Here is a 19,446-nt window from a genome sequence, read left to right as displayed (position 1 = left end):
CTTTTTTCATAAGTTAAAGCAGTACCGGCATCTATTTTCTCGTTTTGACAAATTGGCCAGGAACTTCTTGAGTTTTCTCTATCTCGTCAGTGCTCCCTTTTGGCTCAAATGAAAGATCAACACAACCTAGGGCCCCGATATCGGAAAAATTGGGTCGATTGGGTGGGGATCTGTCGTTCGCGCTGAGACGGTGTCCTCTGGGTTCACCATTGCAGTCTTTGCCCATGGGAGATCAGGTAGCGTTGTAAATCGGCCATTTTGCCTTGCGGCACGATCTGAGCTGGGGTCAAGCTGGGATCCTGGCTGTGCAGCCAAGCCACGGTCAGCCCTACCGCCGAGCCGATGGTCCATTCACCGTAATGCACGCGGGTGGCGGCGTTGACAATGTGGCTGACGGCGATCCCTTTGCCGCCGATGAGCAGGTTATCCACCTTCTGCGGGATCAGGGCTTCCAAGGGAATGAGAATGGGACGGACGGAAAACTCGTTGACTGGCGCGGAGCTGGCCGAAAGAGAGGGCTCCCAGTTGCGGTAGCGACAGCCGTGGATATCGATGGCGTAGTGGGTAACCCCCACCACGGTAGGTCTGAAGTCCCGCCCCCCGGCGGTGCCGACGCGAATATCCTGCTCCAACATCAGGAACTCTGCTTGGCCGTAGGCAGCTCGCCCCAGGATGCGCCGACCTTCGCGGATGTAGGGGTAGAGGCTAAGGCCGGAGCGGGTGCCCAGCAAGGACTCTTCGGCAAACACCAAGGACAGGGGATAGCCGCTGCGGGATTGGGTTTCCATCAGCCACTCGGCAAACAGCAGGGCGTGGTTTTCTCCATCTTTGATGGCCGAGACATCCAGGCCCCCCAGCCAGTTGTGGCGCTGCCCCGAGGCCACCAGCCGCTCTTCCGTCAGGATCAGGGGCGGGTTCATGATCCCCCAGTCGTTGCCGCGGTTCCAGTTCACCAGCGTCAGGTCGCCTGGAACAGGCGTGCTGTAGAAGGGATCCCGGCGACCCTTGCTGACGATGCGGCGGTAATTGAAAAAGCTCTGGCCGCTGAAGGTGGGGAAACCTTCCATGTCGAACTCGCGGCGGTGTTCGGCGCGGGAATAGCCTGGTTGCAGTTGGGCCAGCTCGGCGCGGGAGCGACCGCCATCGTCGTGGATGGCCAGCACGAAGGGAAAGGTAAAGGCTTGAGTGCACTCCGGGTTGCTGGCGGGGGCGGCATTGGGCTCGCCGGTCACATCGTGCCCTTCCGAACCCAGCCGATAGGGGATCCCGGCCCAGCCCACCAGCTCTCCGGTATCGGTGGCATCGATCACGAAGAATGGGCGGCCCGGCGGCGCTTGTAGACGCAGCACTCGCTTGGCGAACACCTCCGTTTCCTGCCAACTGTACCAGCTCACCAGCTCCCGCCACAGCCGTCCCGGCGGCACAAAGTTGGGATCCCGGGGTTGCCGCTGCACAGCGTAAATGCTTTCAATCTGGGATCCATCGGCGCTGAAGGTGGCCCCCTTAAAAGCCGTTTGGGTAGCCCAGCGGCTGTTGGGGGCATTTTGAGCTGCCTGTTGCAGCCAGGTTTCCACCGCCTGCAGCCCCGCCTGAGGCGGAAAACACAGCCCTCCCACCCAGCAGCTGTTGATCTCGGATACGCGGGTTCCCGGCGGGATCCCTGTCCAGGCCGGCAGATGCACCGGCTGGCTTTCGATCAAGGCCTTGAACTCCAGCCAGTGGCGGGAAAAATTGCCCCGTTGCCGCATTGGCAGCGATTCATCAATGGCCGATACCCCCTGGGAGGTGATCTGCCCCCCCAGCCAAGGGGTGAGCTCGATGAGACAGGTCTGCACCCCCCCTCGCATGGCATGGCCTGCCGCTGCCACCCCTCCCAGGGATCCGCCCACCACCACCAGCTCGCACTCCCAAATCTCGTCCGGCTGCGGCAAGGGATCCAACAAGGGCCAACCGTGGGCGGTAAAACGGGGCACCTCCGGCTCGGAGACGGCAACAGGGGATCCCACCTCTGGCTGGGAGAGGGCGGCAAACCCCATCCCGGCCACAAAGCTCAGCAGCGACAGGATCCCCAGCCCCACAGTTCGCTTGGGCTCAGATCCCCGGCACGCCGCAGCCGTCTTTTTGCCAGCCATGCTCACTCACACCCCCGGCCTTTCCCCGGCAGGAGAAATCCCCTTGAGAATAGCTGAGGAAACCGACATTGAGGCCAGCCAGGATCCCTGCCACAGGGCATAATGGGCTAGCAACTTTTTAACGGCAACGGCGGGATCCCATGGGACGGGCAAAGAAGGTGGTATTGGCCTATTCAGGCGGGGTGGATACTTCCGTCTGCATTCCCTATCTCAAGCACGAGTGGGGGGTGGAATCGGTGGTGGCCCTGGCAGTCGACTTGGGGCAGGGGGCGGAGCTGGAGGCCATTCAGGCCAAAGCCCTTAGGGCGGGGGCAGAGCAATCTCTGGTGCGGGAGGCTGTCCAGGCCCTCATTACCGACTATGCCTTCCCGGCCATCCAGGCCAACGCCCTCTACGAGCAGCGCTACCCCCTTTCCACGGCCCTGGCCCGACCCCTGATTGCCAAGCTGCTGGTGGAAGTGGCGGAAGAGGTGGGCGCCGATGCGGTGGCCCACGGCTGCACCGGCAAAGGCAACGACCAGGTGCGCTTTGATCTGGCTATTGCTGCTTTAAATCCCCAGCTCAAAGTGTTGGCCCCTGCCCGCGAGTGGGGGATGACCCGCGAGGAGACCATTGCCTATGGGGAGCGCTACGGGATCCCCATGCCCGTGCAGAAGTCCAGCCCCTACAGCATCGACCTCAACATTTTGGGCCGCAGCGCTGAAGCCGGCATCCTAGAAGATGCCGACCGGGAGCCGCCGGAGGAAGTGTATGCCCTCACCCGGCCTATTTCCCAGACACCCGACGAGCCCGCCTACGTGGAGATTGAGTTCGAGCAAGGGATCCCTGTCGGGCTGGATGGGCAGCGCCTTGGCCCCAAAGCCCTCTTCGAGCAGCTCAACTCCTTAGCTGGCCTGCATGGGGTGGGCCGCATCGACATGATTGAAAACCGCCTGGTGGGGATCAAGTCGCGGGAGATCTACGAGTGCCCTGCTCTAATGGTCTTGATCCAAGCCCACCGCGAGCTGGAAAGCCTCACCCTCACCCGCGATGTCATCCATTACAAGTACGGCATCGAGACCACCTACAGCCAGTTGATCTACAACGGCCTTTGGTACTCGCCGCTGCGGGAGGCTCTGGACGCCTTTATCCGCGCCACCCAGAAAAGCGTCACCGGTGTCGTGCGGATGCGGTTGCACAAGGGCCAGGCAGTCTGTGTGGGTCGTCGCTCTCCCTACTCTCTTTACAACCCAGAGCTGGCCACCTACGGGGAAGGGGATCAATTCGACCACCGCGCCGCCGAAGGCTTTATCTACATCTGGGGCCTGCCCACCCGTGTCTGGGCCCAGGTGCACCGGGGCTAGGCTGAAGTGGTGATCCCACTCTCATTCCATTGGATGGATCTCTGGACAACCTGTTGGAGTTACCCAAACGCGCCTCGGCGGAGACAATGAGAGGGGCAGCTATGCCTGAAGCCAACATCCTCATTGACTTCGCCAAGGTTGGGGGGCTGGAATCCTTAGCGAGGTTGGCAAGTCTGGAGGTGCTTGACGTGGTACTGGCAGAAGTCGATGACCCTTGCAAGTCCCAGGTTCTTGCTTTGGGCGTGCAGGTTGTCCAGGTGCAGGAAACGTGGCTTCCAGAGGCAATGGTTCTGAAGAAAAGTGGGTTGTCGATAGCTGACGCATTGTGTCTTCACTACTGCCGTACCAGCAGCTCTACGCTCCTCTCCAACGATGGCCGGTTGCGCAGAGCTTGCGCGGAGAGCGGCGTTGTCGTCCACGGCAGCCTTTGGGTAGTGTGTGAGCTCCATAACCAAAAGGTTTGTCTGTCGGAGGTACTGTGCAACTGGCTGGATCGCTGGGAGAAGGAGTTGAAAGCTCGCCTCCCTGCTGACGAGTTGGCCCAGGTGCGACAGGTTTTAGGATGTATCTCAGGTTCGTAGCGCCAGCACCCACCCTCAAGTCCCGGCAGTCCAGGTGTTGCCGTACTCGATCTGCTCGGGGGTGAGGCTGTCGATTTGGATCCCCATGGCCTTGAGCTTGAGGCGGGCGATGGCCTCGTCCACCTCGAGAGGAATGGGGTGAAGCCCTGGGGCCAAGCGGCCCCGGTTTTTCACCAGGTATTCGCAGGCCAGGGCCTGGTTGGCAAAGCTCATGTCCATGACGCTGGCGGGGTGCCCTTCGGCAGCAGCCAAGTTAATCAGGCGGCCTTCCCCCAGCACCACCACTGACTTGCCCGACTGCAGACGGTATTCTTCCACAAAGGGGCGCACCGTCTGTCGGGAGACGGCCCGCTCCTGCAGCGCCACCAGGTCGATTTCAATGTCAAAGTGGCCGGCGTTGCAGACCATCGCCCCATCCTTCATGCGGTCGAAGTGCTCGCCGCGAATCACGTGCTTGTTGCCGGTGACGGTGATGAAGATGTCCCCCAGAGCAGCGGCTTCTTCCATCGGCATCACCCGGAAGCCGTCCATCACCGCCTCCAGAGCCCGCACCGGGTTGACTTCCGTGACAATCACCTGGGATCCCATGCCGCGGGCCCGCATGGCCACTCCCTTGGCGCACCAGCCGTAGCCAGCCACCACCACCGTCTTCCCGGCCAGAAGGATGTTGGTACAGCGCAGGATCCCGTCCAGGGTGGATTGGCCGGTGCCGTAGCGGTTGTCGAACAGGTGTTTGGTCTCGGCGTCGTTGACGGTCATCACCGGGAAGCTGAGCACCCCCGCCTTGAGCATGGCCCTAAGGCGCACCAGGCCAGTGGTGGTCTCTTCCGTGGTGCCGATGAGCTCCGACAGTTGCTCCTGACGGTGCTGCACCAGCTCCGCCGTCACATCTCCGCCATCGTCGATAATCAGGTTGGGGCGGTGATCTAGGGCAATCTGGACATGGCGGCGGTAGGTGGCCACATCTTCTCCTTTGAGGGCAAACACCGAAATGCCATGGTCCGCCACCAGGCTGGCGGCCACATCGTCTTGGGTGGAAAGGGGATTGCTGGCAATGAGAACGCTATCCGCCCCCCCTGCTTGTAGAGCCAGGGCCAGGTTGGCCGTTTCGGTCGTAATGTGGCAGCAGGCCACCAAGCGCAGCCCGGCAAAGGGCTTTTCTTGAGCAAAGCGCTCCCGGATCTGGGCCAGCACCGGCATCTCCCGCGCCGCCCACTGGATCCGTTGCTTGCCCAGGGGGGCGAGGTTCAGATCTTTCACTTCATGCTTCGGGAGAGACAGGGTAGCGCTGGTCATCGAGTGTTGCTCCAAACAGGGTCATCGAGAGAGGATAGGGGAACGGAAACTGCAAGCCCCAAAGGGGGCCAGGCAGCCATAAAGATCAGCAAGGATGTCGATAAGCCTGAACTATTCTGCCACAAGGGATCCCCTTTCAGCGCTGGGGCTGGATGTAGGCAACCGCCGCATTGGCGTGGCCGGCTCCGACCGGCTGGGGCTGCTGGCTACTGGCCTGGGGGTGATCCAGCGCCGTTCCCTCTCAGAGGATATTGCCCAAGTGCAGGAGTGGATCCGCCGCCGCCAGGCCACCGTGGTGGTGGTGGGGATCCCCCTTCTGGCGGATGGGTCGGTGGGATCCCAGGCCCGCAAAGTCCAGCGGTTCGTGCGCGCTTTGCAGGTGGCCGTGGATCTTCCCATTGTTACCGTCAATGAATACCTGAGCACCGCGCAGGCGGAGTGGGATCTGCGCGAGGCAGGGATCCCGGCCAAAGCCCAGAAGGGCTTAATCGATCAGCAGTCGGCGGCGGTAATTCTCCAAACTTGGCTGGACGAGCGACGGGCTTCCCTGTCAGAAGTGCCGGCTTGGCAAAGCTGGGGCAACAAAGACTACGCTGGAGAAGTCTAGCCGGGAAAGTTTAAATCAATTCAAGCCCAAGGTGGGCCATCCCTCGTTGCCCCTTCTGCATCAGCAGGGTGTGATTGTTAAGTCGGGGCCTTTCGCGCAACTTTGATAACGTCTGATAACGTCACGTGAACCATCCGAGCATGAATCGCATTTGCATTCTTGGGGGCGGCTTTGGCGGGTTGTACACAGCTTTGGAACTGAGCCGGCAACCCTGGCCAGAACCACCCCAGATCACCTTGGTCGATCGGCAGGAGCGGTTCGTCTTTGCCCCCCTGCTTTATGAGCTGCTCACCGGAGAAATGGAAGACTGGGAGGTGGCCCCCCGTTTTCAAGATCTGCTGCCCCCGGGATCGGTGCAGTTTCGCCGCGGATCTGTCCAGGCCATTGACCCTCAAGCCCGCCGCGTGGAGCTGGAAGATGGGCAGAGCTTGGAGTACGACGCGCTGGTGCTGGCGCTGGGGGGAGAAACCCCTCTGGAGAGCGTTCCGGGAGCGGCGGAGTTTGCTTTTCCCTTTCGCACCCTGGCAGATGCTCAGCGGCTGCGCGCCCACCTGAAGGCGTTGGAAGACCGGGATCCGGCTCAGCCTGTGGCTCTGGCCATTGCAGGAGCAGGGGCTAGTGGCGTGGAATTGGCCTGCAAATTGGCGGATCGGCTGGGCTGGCGGGGACGGATCCGCCTCATCGAGTTGGGATCCCAAATCTTGTCCGGCTTTGCTCTCTCCAGCCGGGAGGCGGCCCAAGAGGCGCTGGCCCAACGGCGGGTGCAGGTGGAGTTGCAAACCAAGGTCTTGGGCATCGAGGCCCTTGGCGAGAACGGCGCCCCTCCCTTCCATCTGCAGCTGCAACGGCTGGAGACCCAGGAGATCGCCACAGATCTTGTGGATGCTGTGCTGTGGACTGTCGGAACCCGACCGGCAGCGGTGATTGCCAATTTGGATCTGCCCAAAACGGAGCGGGGACGGCTACAGGTTTTGTCCACCCTACAAACCCCCACCTTCCCAGAGATCTTTGCCTTGGGAGATGCAGCAGCGGTGGTGGATGCGGAGGGCAAGCCGGTGCCGGCCACAGCCCAAGCGGCTTTTCAACAGGCCGGTTATTGCGCCTGGAACCTGTGGGCTTTGCTCACCCAGGAGCGGCCTCTCTTGCCCTTTCGCTACTTTTCTCTGGGGGAAATGCTCAGCCTGGGGGTGGATACGGCGGTGCTTTCTGCCCTTGGCGGCCTCACACTGACCGGCCCCCTGGGCTATTTGGCCCGGCGAACTGCCTATTTGGTGCGCCTGCCCACACTGGAACACCAGCTCAAGGTGGGATGGAATTGGATCACCCGCCCCCTGTGGCAAGGGCTGCTGGCCCGCTAGGATCCCTGTAACTGGCAAGAGCGCTCGTAGGCCGCTCGCACTGCCTGCATCAGGGCTCCCCGCACCCCCGCCTGCTCCAAGGCTTGGATCCCGGCAATGGTCGTCCCCCCTGGACTGGTGACCCGGTCTTTGAGAACGGCAGGGTGCAGATTTTCTTGCTGCAAGAGGGCAGCAGTACCCGCCAAGGTCTGCAGGGCCAACTGGGTAGCAATGGGACGCGGCAGCCCCACCTGTACCCCTCCGTCGATCAGCCCTTCCAGAATCACCGCCAGATACCCCGGCCCGGAACCCGAAAGTGCCGTCACCGCATCCATCTGGCTTTCGGCCACCGTCACCACCTCGCCCACCGCGCGAAACAGCTTCTCCACCTGCTCCACCTGCATAGGCGTCACCCCTGGCCCGTAGCTGATGGCCGTTATGCCCGCCCCCACCAGCGCCGGCGTGTTGGGCATCGTGCGCACCACCTTTTGCTTGGGAAAAGCCTGCTGCAACTGCTGCAAGGGGATCCCGGCCATAATCGAGATCACCAGCTCTGTGGCGGACAGCCGGCCCATCTCAGCCACCACCGTCGGGAAGAGCTGCGGTTTAACGGCCAGAAACAGAATCTCAGACTCTCCCGCCTGGGATGGATCCGCCAACAATCGGATACCCAGCTCCTGCTGCAGGGCCACAGCCTTATCCAGATCAGGCTCCCGCAAGGCCACCTGCGCTGCGGGATAAACTCCCACAGCTACCCAACGCCGCAGCAGGGCGGATCCCATGGCTCCACCCCCGATAACACTTAGCAGTGGCCGCTCCATAGCAACTAGTGCTGACCTACTGCCTGCAGATGCTCATAGGTGCTGGGCCAGAGGGGGGTAGGGCTTTGCAAAGGGCGCTGCAGCGGCTGCACCACTTGGCTACTGGGGGTGGAAACCATCACCGTGCTGGGGGTGAACAAAAAAATGTTCTCTCCGATGCGCTCTTGGTGGCCATCGATGGCGTAGGTGCCGCCGGCAACGAAATCCACAGAGCGCTGCGCCTCAGCGGGATCCATCAGGGTCAAGTTCATGATCACCGTCTTGCGCTCCCGTAGGTACTGGATAACCTGAGCCATCTCATCGAAGCTGCGCGGCTCCATCACCACCACTTCACTGGTGGGTGGGTTTACGCCCGGTAATCCAATCACGTTGCTCCCCATACTGCCCCCTGCTGAGCGATCCCGATGCTGACTGCGCCGATGGCCCCGCGACTCTTCTCGACCGGCAGAGCCCTCCCCCGCTTCCACTCCCCGTTGCCGCCGCCCTCGCGGAAGGGTACTCACTTCCTCCTCTTCGGGGGGAGCAGCCGGTTGGGAACGGCGTCCCTCGTAGAGCAGTTGGTAATCATCCTGCCCTTCCATTTCAGAGTACTCCTCCAGGCCGTCCACGGGATCATTCAGACCCACAAAATCTCTTACCCTGCTCCAGATTCCATTGACATTCATATGCACATCCTCACTACAGGTCATGGGTTTACGGCGAGCGTAGGATTCAGGCTCTTGATTGGATCCTGAGTGGCTCACTCAAGCTAGGGGGCGTCCTTTTATTCTCGGTCAAAGTCTTTCAATAGGCTGAGACAGGGTTTGCTCAGAAAGCTGCCGAAGCGAGTGGGGGCTAACGCAGGTTAACAAAACCCCATTGATTCGACGAGTAGAGTTTACCCAGAAGAAGTGAAGATGTCATCCCGCTTGCCAAGCCGTTGTTTGGCAGGATTGAACTCTGCTCCCCGTCTGGATTGAGCCCACGTTAACGGAAGTAACGCAAATGATTACAAATTTCCCCAAAATTTCCCCAATAGGGCAAATCCTGGGCGGGATCCCCCCACTTTTGATTATCCAAGCCGAACTCTCGCCCCAAAGGTGCCCCGCAGGGCGACTGGGGAGTTGCACGGCTTTACACAAAATTTAATCACAATTTAACGGCTTCACAGAGGTCACATCTATTCCTGCTCGGCGTCGGCAAACAAAGCACGCCCCAGTCGGATCAAGTTAGAGCCTGCTGCCACCGCCAGGAGGTAATCGTCGGACATGCCCATGGAGAGGGTGTGCACCTGCAGATGTTCATAGCCGCTGCGCTGGATGTAATCGGCCAGTTCGGCCAGCTTGCGAAACAGGTCTAGGGCCGCCTCTGAGCTCAAGCCCAAAGGCAAAATGGTCATCAGGCCCACAATTTGCACCTGCAGCAGTTGGTTCAGTTCGGGGAGGCTCTGCAACAGATCGGGGATGAGCCAGCCGAACTTATTGGGATCCGGAGCCAATTTAACCTGCAGGCAAAGCTTGGGGGTGAGGTGCAGCTCCCAGGCTTTTTGGTTGATCAGCTTGGCCAGGCGCAAGCTATCGACGCTGTCGATCCAGGCAAATTGCTTGAGGGCCGGTTTGACTTTGTTGGTCTGCAGATGCCCAATTAAGTGCCAAACAATGCCGGTCAGATCCTGCAGTTGCCCTTGTTTGACGGCGGCTTCTTGCACTCGACTCTCCCCAAAGTGGCGGATCCCAGCCCGATAGGCGGCGCGGATGTGGTCGGCACTGTAGCCTTTGCTCACTGCCATGATCTCCACATGGTCTGGGATCTGGGCTCGGATGGCCTGAATGCGGCTGTGGATGAGCTGCTCGTCAAGGGGCATCGTCAGGTCAGCAGGCCGGGGATCTCTATCCCCATTCTCGTTCCAATTGGCAACAATGCTCTAGGATAGATTTTTGCAGAACCCAGAGCCAACGGGCTGTCCGCTACCGCTGCCAGGGATCCGGTCGGGAGATGATCACGCGGGTGCCGGGCGCCAGTTTGCGCGCGTAGTCCAACTGCACCACTTCTGGGTTTTGCTTCAGGGCTTCCCCCTGGAGGCGAATGGCTTGGGCTTCTCCTTCTGCCAGGATCACCAATCGTTGTTTTTCCAGCTCTGCTTTTTCCACGAGGAAGCGTTCCCGCTCTTTCTCTTGCTCGGCAATTTGCTTTTGCTCGATGGCCGTTTGGAATTGGTCGGAGAAGCGGACATTGCGCAGCAGCACGTTTTGCAAGATCAGGTCATTCTCAGCAAAAATGCTGGAGAGCTGCCGCTCCACATTTTCCTGGATCTGCTCGCGTTCTTCCGAGAAAACGGCGATGGCGCGGTGCAAAGCCAGTTCATTGCGCACCACCGTCCGCACCTCTGGGCGAATCACTTTGTCCACGTAGGAAGGGCCAATGGTCTGGTGCAGGTGGGCCACTTGGTCGGGATCCAAGCGAAAGCGCACCGAGACATCGAGGGAGATCTGCTGGCCGTCGGCGCTGAGCACTTTCAACGCATCATCCCCCTGGTTTTCGGAGCGTTGAGAGGCCATAGTGTAGGTTTGGGTGCGCACGTCGTAGAAGATAGGCGTTTCCACCAGCGGCAGCAGGAGGTGCAGCCCTTCTCCCAGCGGCTGCGGCTTCAGCCCCGTCAGGGAGTTGAACACCACGGCCCGTGTGCCGGCAGGCACCACCACCAAGCACTGCAGCAAGGTGGCCAAGAGGATCAGCAGCAATGCCCCACCCACCAAGGGAATCCAGGACAAAGCGGGAAGTTCAAAAGCAGGACGACGGGGGTGGGCCGATTTCACAGGTGTGTTACCCAAAAACCTAAAGAACTCGAACAGGTGCCCCGGGGATGGCCGGCCAAGCTCTTCTTGAGCTTAACCCAAGGCCGCAGCCAAGATCTGATAGGCCAGTTTGGCGACCGTGAAGGCGCTGCGGCGATCGGTTTCCCGTTCCCCCGTGACCGACAGCTCGACCACATCGGCGCCGACAATTTGCCGTTGCTGTCCTAGCGCCCGGATCAGCTCCACCGTCTCCCACCAGCCCAAGCCGCCGGGTTCGGGGGTACCGGTGGCCGGCACCACAGCGGGATCCAGCCCATCCACATCCACCGTCAGGTAAACCTGGGGGCCCAAGGTGGCGATCACCTCTGGGATCCACTCCTGGGCTGGCTTGGTGTGCAAGCTGTGGGCAAAAAAGGTGTGCAGACGGCGCTCGCGAATGGCCTGGCGGTCTTCGGCGCAGATGGAGCGGATCCCCACTTGGGTGAGGCGGCTGCCCACTTGCTCCACCACGCGGGCCATGGCAGAAGCATGGGAATAGCGGGATCCCTCGTAGCTATCTCTCAGGTCGCAGTGGGCATCGATTTGCAGGACGTGCAGCTCCGGATAATGGGCCAGGTGGGCAGCAATCAGGGGCCCGCTGATGGAGTGCTCCCCACCAATGGAAAGCAGGAACCGCCCCGGTCTCACCCACTCGGCAGCGCGACGCTGGATTTCGGCCATAGCCAGCTCCTGGGCGGAAGATCCCAGACCTTCCAACTCCACCGGGGGGGCCGTCCAGTAGCGGGAGATCTCTTCCGAGAAGTCGGGGTGAAGAGCTGGCTGGCGATCCCGTACCTCGTCGTAGATCTCCACATAGGCAGAAGCCTGCAACAGCGCCTGAGGGCCTTTGGCGGTGCCTTTGCCATAGGAGGTGGTGGCCTCGTAGGGGACGGGCAGGAGAATTGCTTGGGCCATCTCCGGATCCGGCTCAGGCAGGCCCAGGAAGGGGAAGGGAGAGCGATACATGATGGCTTGCAAGAAGGGATCCCTATTCTATTGAATCTATTGAAGAATTGTGGTGAGCCAAAAGGACTGGGATGATGGGGTAAAGAGGGATCCCTTGTGGGATTGAGGCAAACCCTCTAGACTGAGCAAAGGCTTCCCCAAGCCCAGTTTTAGCAGCCATTTGTTTTCACTCCTCTTAGACTGCCTTTCCACAAGCTGACGAGCCTATGACCACTGCCTCTCACGCTGCTCTTTTCGACGCTCTGGCCCAACGTCGGGCCCTCAAGATCATCAGCGGTCTACAAAACTTCGACCTGCAGTCGGTTCTGAGCATCACCCGCGCCGCCCAACAGGGAGGGGCCACTTGGGTGGATATCGCTGCCAGCCCCGAATTGGTGCAGCGGGTACGCGCCCAGATCGATCTGCCCATCTGTGTGTCGGCGGTGGAGCCGCAGCAGTTGGCCGCAGCCGTACAGGCAGGAGCAGACATGGCCGAGATCGGCAATTACGACAGCTTCTACCCTTCAGGCCGCATCTTCTCCGCAGCGGAAGTCCTAGACCTTACCCGCCGAACCCGCTCTCTTCTGCCCCGCACGCTCTTGTCGGTAACCGTTCCCCACACTCTGCCTCTGAATCAACAGGCAGAATTGGCCGAGAAACTGGAGGATCTGGGAGCCGATCTCATCCAAACCGAGGGCAGCACCAGTGCCGAGCCGGTTCACGGGGGATCCCTGGGCCTGATCGAGAAGGCTGCCCCCACCCTGGCCGCCGCCTATGAAATTAGCCGTGTCGTCTCGGTACCGGTTATCTGCGCTTCCGGCCTCTCGACGGTAACAGTGCGCTTGGCCATTGCTGCCGGCGCTTCAGGTGTAGGGGTGGGCAAAGCTGTCAGCCGGCTCCAGGATGAAGTGGCCATGGTGGCTCAAGTGCGGGCATTGGTGGAGGCCTTGGGAGGATCTCGGATCCCTGCCCTTGTCTAGGTCGATGTCTGACCGGTAAAAGTTGACCCTCTTGCGCCAGCGTGCGCTGGTGCATTTTTTTTAGATTTTCTTGGACAAGCAGGGAATAAGTAGGTAAGTAGGGCAGCTGAGGGTTGAGATCAGCCGCTAGAAGTTTTGCTGCTCACAAGTGCTTCACTTTCTTCCGCGTAGAGCATGACTCTAGTCAATAATAAGCTCAACTATACTGAAAATAATGTATAATATGTTCAGTACGGATTACTACCAGTTGATCTTTCTGTTTACTTTCGAGTCTGCCAACATGGTAGCCAAAGCAAAGCAGAAAATTGGTAGTAAGACGACACGGAAACTGCGCTTTGGGTATTCTACTCAAAGCTTTGCGGGATACCGCCATTCTGTTTGGAAACAAACAGAATGCTATCGCTGCATAGTTGAACAGTGATGTTCAGCAGTGTTCAGCGTAAATGTATCAGGTGGCATACCCGGCAATATCCAATTTGCGGCGGTTGCTACACTTGTCGTCCTTGCCTTCCCAGACCAATTCCGTCCGCAGCCGTCGCCCCAGTCATGTTCTGCAAAGATTCCAAGTCCTGAGCCGCATTGGGCAGACATGGTTGACAATGCGAGGGATCCCTTTTTGAACTGTCCATGAGCTGGCAACGCCCAGATAATCGCACCGCTGCTCAATTGCGCCCGGTTTCTTTTGAGCGCCACTTTACCCGCTATGCCCCTGGCTCGGTGTTGGTCAAGTTCGGCCATACCCATGTCCTTTGCACCGCCAGTGTGGCCGAAGAAGTTCCCCCTTTTCTGCAGAACACCGGCCAAGGCTGGCTGACGGCTGAGTACCGCATGTTGCCCGGAGCCACGCAACAACGACAGCCGCGGGAAATGTTGAAACTATCGGGCCGTACTGCCGAGATTCAACGGCTCATCGGGCGCAGTCTGCGCGCCGCCTTGGATTTTCGCAAGCTGGGATCCCGTACCATCACCGTCGATGCCGATGTGCTGCAGGCCGATGGCGGAACGCGCACCGCCGCGATCACAGGGGGCTATGTGGCTCTGCACGACGCCATCACTTGGCTGTACAAACAGGGGGCGCTGGATCCGGCCCAGGGATCCCCGCTGCGGCAGCAGGTGGCGGCCCTTTCAGTAGGAATTGTGCAGGGAGAGGTACTTGTGGATCTGTGCTATGAGGAAGACAGCCAAGCCGAGGTGGACATGAACATTGTTATGAACGAGCAGGGATCCTTCATCGAGATCCAGGGCACTGCCGAAGCCGCCTGCTTCAGTCGCCCGCAACTGCTACAAATGTTGGAGATGGCCCAAGCCGGGATCCAAGAATTGCTACAAGCCCAACGGCAGGCTCTCAATTTAGAAAGATAGAGCCATAGCCGGACTCTAGCCTTGCAATGGTAATCCTTCAAGGCACTGCATATGGGATTGCATGGGTGTATATCCTGGTTGGCAAAGCGGTATTCCCTTGCTGTAAAGGAATGGCCGGGAAAGCTAAGATCAGCCAGTTGTTAAAATAAGTGAGCTCTCTGAAGCTCTCCTTTCGACGGTTTGAGCGTGTGGCTGAGGTGAATCGCTGCTCATTTGGCCTGAAGAAGTTGGCCCGGAGAACGCTGCATGTCCCGTTTTGTGTTCGGCTCGGAGGAACTTGCGCCACTGCTCAGGCAGCAAGGTTGGCGGTTTACCACTGGATATCTGCACATTCACCTCAAGGGACTGGATCCCTCTGAGGGTGCGGAACCCTGGGTGTTGACCTACTACCACGGCAGGCTGCTTTTTTCTGCCGATCAACCCCTCAACACGCAAATCCTGCTGAAACGACTCTCCCGCTTTATTCCTCGCCTCAACTTGGAATGGCCACAGCGGGCCATCTCGGTGGTGCAAGAGCGCTTGATGAAAGACCATTCCTTACCTGAGCTGCTGGAGGCTATCACGCAATTGGGCCTGCTCAAGCCGGGGGAGCTGGAAGATGCCCTGTGGCTCAACCTGCTTACCGATTTCGACCGCTACCTATTCGAACGGGCAGGCACCTGTTACTTTGAGGTGCAGGAGCAGGTCGCCCAAGAGGCCCCCATTGGCGGGTTTGAGTTGGAGCCGCTGCTGCAAGAAGCCGCCCGGCGCCACGATCGCTGGGCAGATTTGAAGGTGGCGATCCCAACTATGCTGGCGGTGCCGGTAGTCAATTGGGAACGGGTCAACCGCTACCGCATCACCGATGAGCAACGACAGAAGCTCCACACCCTCACCAAAGATGGCCAGTCGCTGGAAGCAATCGCCAAGAAGCTGTGCCGGGATCGGCTGGAGGTGGCCAATCTCTTTGCCTCCTGGGCGAAAAAAGGTTTGGTCAGCCTACAAACACCCCAAGAGCTGCTGCAGACCAAGCGCCACAACCCGATAACCATCTTGGCGGTGGACGACAGCGTGGTGATGCAGGAAATCCTACGGCAGTATTTGCCCAACTATCAGGTGATTACAACGGGCAACCCCGCCGAGGTGCTTCCTTTGTTGTTTCAGCATCGGCCCCACCTGTTGTTGATGGATATCGCCATGCCGGGGATCGATGGTCTAGAGCTTTGCCGCATTGTGCGCAGCTTAGAAGAGTTTAAGTCCCTTCCCATCCTGATGGTTACCGCTCGCGATGGTCTGCTGGCCCGCATCCGCGGCAAATGGTCGGGGGCAACCGCCTACTTGACCAAGCCCTTCAACGAAAGTCAGCTTAATGCAGAGGTGAAGCGGCTTCTGGCCCAACAGCCGCCTGCCCACAGACAAAATCCTCTGTCGGTTCAGGGAGGCAGAACAGGTCATCCTGCCCTGTTTCAGGGATCCCCCCGTTCCCTCGAGGATCAAGCCAAGGCGTAGTGTCCTTCTGAGTTGATCCCCGTCGCCATTGGCTTTCCTGTCAAAATCAACAAAGGTTTTATGTTAGATAAGAAGTCAACTCAAGAGACCATAACTTGTCTGGGCTGACTGCTAATGTCAATGGATTGATAGCTCATTAGGACATGCCCAAAAGAGAAAAATAGGTTGCCGGGGATTTCAGAAACAAGAGACGAAGTAAGCATCCCATACACTGAAAACTTATCCGATCAACCTTCCTCATTGTCATCACGACCGGCTACTTCAATCTCTCTCAGGAACTGGCTTTTCCCCGCTGGCATTAGAGGTCGTTTAAGCCTTAGAGAAGCCTCACAAGGCTTCTGGCAAAAGAGTCCATACTAAGGGTACCGACAAACAAGCCCTGAAGACATGAAAAAAGATCGAACAGGGTTCAGCAGGCACTTCTGAAGGCAAACCAGAAATATTAAACGCTGTCGTGGATCCCGGCAAGATCAATGAGAGGGAGAAATCAAGCAGAAACTGCTCAGGATCCATGGACAGGGATCCCAAGAATACGTAAAATCGAGTAAAGAATGTAAAGAAAACGCCACACTTCTCCAATTGGTCCCGATCCCCAAGGAGCATTATGCTGCGACTGGAACACATTAGCAAAATCTATCCCACCGGTGAGGTGCTCAAGGATGTGAACTGGGAAGTTAAGCCTGGGGATCGCGTCGGCCTAGTGGGAGTAAACGGGGCCGGAAAGACCACCCAGCTCAAGATTATCTGCGGGCAAGAAGAACCGACCAGCGGCGAGGTGATCCGCCCCGCCAACCTGCGCATCGCCTATCTCACCCAAGAATTTGGAGTGGATCCCGCCCGAACGGTGCGAGAAGAGTTCTGGACAGTCTTTCAAGAGGAAAACCGCATTCACCAAGAAATTGCCCAAATCACCCAACAGATGGAGCAGGCGGACGCGGACACGTTGGAAACCCTTTTGCGCCGTCTAGATCGTCTACAGCGCCAATTTGAGAGTTTACATGGCTATGAACTGGAGGCGCGTATTGAGAAAATCCTGCCGGAAACGGGGTTTGAGCCGGAGGACGGGGATCGGTTGGTGAGCGCCTTCAGCGGCGGCTGGCAGATGCGCATCAGCCTGGGGAAAATCCTGCTGCAAAAACCCGATTTGATGTTGCTAGACGAGCCGACCAACCACCTAGACTTGGAGACCATTGAGTGGCTGGAAAACTACCTCAAGAGCTTGACGATCCCCATGGTGATTGTTTCTCATGATCGAGAGTTTTTGGATCGGCTTTGCACCCAAATTGTGGAGACGGAGCGAGGAGTTTCTACGACATACTTGGGTAACTATTCTCAATACCTACTCCAAAAAGCTGAACGGCGAGAGGCACAACAAGCTGCCTACGAACGTCAGCAAAAGGAAATTGAAAGGCAACAAACCTTCATCGATCGCTTCCGGGCCAGTGCCACCCGCAGCACTCAGGCCAAAAGCCGCGAAAAACAACTGGAAAAGATCGAGCGGGTCGAAGCGCCCATTGGCGACGTGCGTACCCTCAAGTTTCGCTTTCCCCCTGCTCCCCGCAGTGGTCGCGAGGTGGTGAAGATCGAGAATTTGACGCACATTTATGGAGATAAGATTTTGTTTTTGGGTGCGGAGCTGTTGATCGAGCGTGGGGATCGCGTCGCCTTTCTGGGGCCCAATGGGGCAGGAAAATCCACCCTGCTGCGTCTTATCACCGGCCTAGAGCAACCTACCGAGGGATCTGTGAAATTGGGAGCACACAATGTGATCCCTGCCTACTTCGAGCAAAATCAAGCAGAGGCTTTGGATCTGAGCAAAACCGTCTTGGACACCATCCATGACGAAGTGCCCGACTGGAAAAACGAAGAAGTGCGCACGCTGTTGGGTCGCTTTTTGTTCAGCGGCGACGCCGTTTTTAAGAAAGTAGCGGCTTTGAGCGGGGGAGAAAAAGCCCGCTTGGCGTTGGCGAAAATGCTACTTCAGCCGGCCAACCTACTGATTTTGGATGAGCCCACCAACCACTTAGATATCCCGGCCAAAGAGATGCTGGAAGAAGCTTTACAGCATTACGATGGCACGGTGATCCTTGTTTCTCACGACCGCTACTTTATCTCAAAAGTGGCCAACAAGATTGTAGAGATTCGCAACGGAGAGTTGGTCGCCTACCAGGGCAACTATCACTACTATCTAGAAAAGATCGCTGAAGAGAAAGAGAAAGCCCGACAAGAGCGAATCGCTGCCGAAAAACGAGCCAAAGAGCGAGAAAAACAGAAAGCCAAAAAGGCAGCCGGCAAAACCTAAGGAGCCAAAGCAATGTTTACGGGTCTGGTTCGAAGTTTGGGCACAGCCCAGTTGATCAATTCTTCACAGCTACGGGTTACCTGTCCCCGGTTGCAACCTCAGTTGGCCTATGGAGATAGCGTGGCGGTGGACGGCCTTTGCCTGACGGTGGTGGAGATTCTGCCCGATGGATTTTTGGCCGATGTTTCGCCGGAAACCCTGCGGCGCTCGACTTGGGGCCACGGATCCCCCGGCCCGCGCACAGTCAACCTGGAACCGGCGCTGCGGGTAGGAGACAAGTTAGGGGGGCATTTTGTCAGCGGCCATATCGATGGGGTGGGGCAACTGTGGGATCAAGCCGCCACCGGCAACGCCTGGGAGCTGAGCTTCAAGGTTCCTGAAGAGATCGGGCGTTACATCGTACCCAAGGGCAGCGTGGCGGTGAATGGGGTGAGCTTGACCATTGCTGAGGTGCGCCAAGGGGGCTGCTGGTTCAAGGTGGCTGTGATCCCCCAAACCTACCGCGAGACCAACCTTTCTCAGCTCCAAGTTGGGGATCCCGTCAACATAGAGGCGGATATTTTGGGCAAGTATGTGGAAAAATTGCTGGGCTTGCTGCCCCCCGAGAGCAGCGTTTCTCTGGAGTTTCTGGCCGAGCATGGCTATATCTAGGTACCTTTCCCATGATCCACCCCGAGGAAGTTGAGCGCCTGCGCGGCGTAAATGTTTATCTCATTGGGATGATGGGCAGCGGCAAATCCACCGTGGGATCGGAGCTGGCAGCCCAGTTGCGCTTTCAATTTTTCGACACCGATGGTCTGGTGGAGCAGGTGGGGGGTTCTTCCATCGCTCAGATCTTCGCCGAGCATGGGGAAGCCTACTTCCGGGATCTGGAGACGCAGGTGTTGGCCCAGTTGAGCAGCTACACCCGGCTGGTGATCGCCACAGGCGGCGGCATTGTGTTGCGCCCCAAAAATTGGAGCTACTTGCACCATGGCCTCACCGTTTGGCTGGATGTGGCCCCCGAGCTGATTTGGCAGCGGCTCAAGCGGGATCCCGGCCAACGCCCCCTGCTGCAAACCCCCGACCCCCAAGCTGCCCTGTACAAGCTGATGCAAGAGCGAGAGCCGTTCTACGCCCAAGCCGATGTGCGGGTGCCCATCCGGTCAGAAACTAGCCCGCCCCAGTTGGTTGAACAGATCTGGCAAGCCATTCGCGCCCGCCTGCGAGACGGGATCCCTTCCTAGCCACCTCGCGCCCAACACAAAAAGGGATCCCATGAGGGATCCCTGAACTCTTCAATACTCAAGTGGATTACTTAAGATTCGCCGGGAGCGGATCCCTGACGAGACCAGAACGGCTTCCTTTAGAGCGCATTGCCGCGGGGGAGGACTTCTTCAGGGAACTCAAAGCGCTCATGGGGCTGGTCCTGCGGCGCCATCCACGCCCGAATCCCCTCG

17 protein-coding genes and 2 pseudogenes are annotated in these 19,446 nt (G+C 58.7%); 11 read left to right on the top strand and 8 right to left on the bottom strand.

Translation table 11 applies throughout. From position 1 onward, the window contains the following. Window positions 1-112 (top strand): annotated as a pseudogene (locus ACVWZJ_RS12935) (IS5-like element ISSoc13 family transposase); the annotation flags it as partial. Window positions 113-203: 91 nt separating this feature from the next. On the opposite strand, the gene ACVWZJ_RS12930 reads toward ACVWZJ_RS12935, so the two are convergent. After that, complete coding sequence (locus ACVWZJ_RS12930; protein WP_011433354.1) at window positions 204-2,036, bottom strand: FAD-dependent oxidoreductase; 1,833 nt, start codon at window positions 2,034-2,036, stop codon at window positions 204-206. A gap of 236 nt (window positions 2,037-2,272) precedes the next feature. Between ACVWZJ_RS12930 and ACVWZJ_RS12925 the strand changes: the two genes are divergently transcribed. Then, window positions 2,273-3,475 carry an argininosuccinate synthase gene (locus ACVWZJ_RS12925; RefSeq protein WP_011433352.1) on the top strand — a complete coding sequence of 401 codons (1,203 nt, stop codon included), beginning with the start codon at window positions 2,273-2,275 and terminating at the stop codon, window positions 3,473-3,475. 101 nt (window positions 3,476-3,576) lie between these two features. After that, window positions 3,577-4,056, top strand: coding sequence for a PIN domain-containing protein (locus ACVWZJ_RS12920; RefSeq protein WP_148202735.1), 480 nt, complete (start codon window positions 3,577-3,579; stop codon window positions 4,054-4,056). Between the two features lie 15 nt (window positions 4,057-4,071). Here ACVWZJ_RS12920 and ahcY read toward each other — a convergent pair whose 3' ends face one another. Next, window positions 4,072-5,352, bottom strand: coding sequence for an adenosylhomocysteinase (gene ahcY / locus ACVWZJ_RS12915; protein WP_011433351.1), 1,281 nt, complete (start codon window positions 5,350-5,352; stop codon window positions 4,072-4,074). 94 nt (window positions 5,353-5,446) lie between these two features. On the opposite strand from ahcY, the gene ruvX reads away from it, so the two are divergent. Both ruvX and ACVWZJ_RS12905 read left to right on the top strand, forming a co-directional pair. After that, window positions 5,447-5,959 (top strand): Holliday junction resolvase RuvX, encoded by a 513-nt coding sequence (gene ruvX, locus ACVWZJ_RS12910; RefSeq protein WP_011433350.1) that lies wholly within the window; start codon window positions 5,447-5,449, stop codon window positions 5,957-5,959. Between the two features lie 140 nt (window positions 5,960-6,099). Next, window positions 6,100-7,317 carry an NAD(P)/FAD-dependent oxidoreductase gene (locus tag ACVWZJ_RS12905; RefSeq protein ID WP_011433349.1) on the top strand — a complete coding sequence of 406 codons (1,218 nt, stop codon included), beginning with the start codon at window positions 6,100-6,102 and terminating at the stop codon, window positions 7,315-7,317. On the opposite strand, the gene proC is transcribed toward ACVWZJ_RS12905, so the two are convergent. The 5 genes from proC to speB all read right to left on the bottom strand — a co-directional run bounded on the left by proC (window position 7,314) and on the right by speB (window position 11,908). After that, window positions 7,314-8,117, bottom strand: coding sequence for a pyrroline-5-carboxylate reductase (gene proC, locus ACVWZJ_RS12900; protein WP_011433348.1), 804 nt, complete (start codon window positions 8,115-8,117; stop codon window positions 7,314-7,316). The two genes, ACVWZJ_RS12905 and proC, sit on opposite strands and share 4 nt — an antisense overlap. Window positions 8,118-8,122: 5 nt before the next feature. Beyond that, a complete protein-coding gene (locus tag ACVWZJ_RS12895; protein ID WP_011433347.1) occupies window positions 8,123-8,698 on the bottom strand; it encodes a cell division protein SepF in 576 nt (191 codons plus the stop codon). A gap of 578 nt (window positions 8,699-9,276) precedes the next feature. After that, window positions 9,277-9,960: a YggS family pyridoxal phosphate-dependent enzyme gene (locus ACVWZJ_RS12890; RefSeq protein ID WP_011433346.1), complete on the bottom strand. Its 684-nt coding sequence runs from the start codon at window positions 9,958-9,960 to the stop codon at window positions 9,277-9,279. Window positions 9,961-10,063: 103 nt separating this feature from the next. Then, a complete protein-coding gene (locus ACVWZJ_RS12885) occupies window positions 10,064-10,912 on the bottom strand; it encodes a prohibitin family protein (protein ID WP_011433345.1) in 849 nt (282 codons plus the stop codon). 72 nt (window positions 10,913-10,984) lie between these two features. Continuing rightward, window positions 10,985-11,908, bottom strand: coding sequence for an agmatinase (gene speB, locus ACVWZJ_RS12880; RefSeq protein WP_011433344.1), 924 nt, complete (start codon window positions 11,906-11,908; stop codon window positions 10,985-10,987). Between the two features lie 194 nt (window positions 11,909-12,102). Between speB and ACVWZJ_RS12875 the strand changes: the two genes are divergently transcribed. The 6 genes from ACVWZJ_RS12875 (at window position 12,103) to ACVWZJ_RS12850 (ending at window position 19,233) form a co-directional block, all read left to right on the top strand. Next, window positions 12,103-12,855: a DUF561 domain-containing protein gene (locus ACVWZJ_RS12875; RefSeq protein WP_011433343.1), complete on the top strand. Its 753-nt coding sequence runs from the start codon at window positions 12,103-12,105 to the stop codon at window positions 12,853-12,855. A gap of 627 nt (window positions 12,856-13,482) precedes the next feature. Continuing rightward, complete coding sequence (rph, locus tag ACVWZJ_RS12870; protein ID WP_011433341.1) at window positions 13,483-14,217, top strand: ribonuclease PH; 735 nt, start codon at window positions 13,483-13,485, stop codon at window positions 14,215-14,217. A 246-nt stretch (window positions 14,218-14,463) separates the two neighbouring features. Next, on the top strand, window positions 14,464-15,705 hold the full coding sequence (locus tag ACVWZJ_RS12865; RefSeq protein ID WP_414358223.1) for a response regulator: 1,242 nt from the start codon (window positions 14,464-14,466) through the stop codon (window positions 15,703-15,705). 604 nt (window positions 15,706-16,309) lie between these two features. After that, window positions 16,310-18,007, top strand: coding sequence for an ABC transporter ATP-binding protein (locus ACVWZJ_RS12860; RefSeq protein WP_011433339.1), 1,698 nt, complete (start codon window positions 16,310-16,312; stop codon window positions 18,005-18,007). 12 nt (window positions 18,008-18,019) lie between these two features. Further along, a complete protein-coding gene (locus ACVWZJ_RS12855; protein WP_011433338.1) occupies window positions 18,020-18,658 on the top strand; it encodes a riboflavin synthase in 639 nt (212 codons plus the stop codon). Window positions 18,659-18,669: 11 nt separating this feature from the next. Further along, window positions 18,670-19,233, top strand: a complete 564-nt coding sequence (locus tag ACVWZJ_RS12850; protein WP_011433337.1) for a shikimate kinase — start codon at window positions 18,670-18,672, stop codon at window positions 19,231-19,233. A gap of 119 nt (window positions 19,234-19,352) precedes the next feature. On the opposite strand, the pseudogene ACVWZJ_RS12845 reads toward ACVWZJ_RS12850, so the two are convergent. Then, window positions 19,353-19,446: pseudogene (locus tag ACVWZJ_RS12845) on the bottom strand (photosystem II protein D2); the annotation flags it as partial.

It is taken from the genome of Thermostichus sp. OS-CIW-29 (assembly GCF_054058195.1).
Note: the sequence above shows the minus strand (reverse complement) of the source record. Positions and strands in the feature narration are given on the sequence as shown.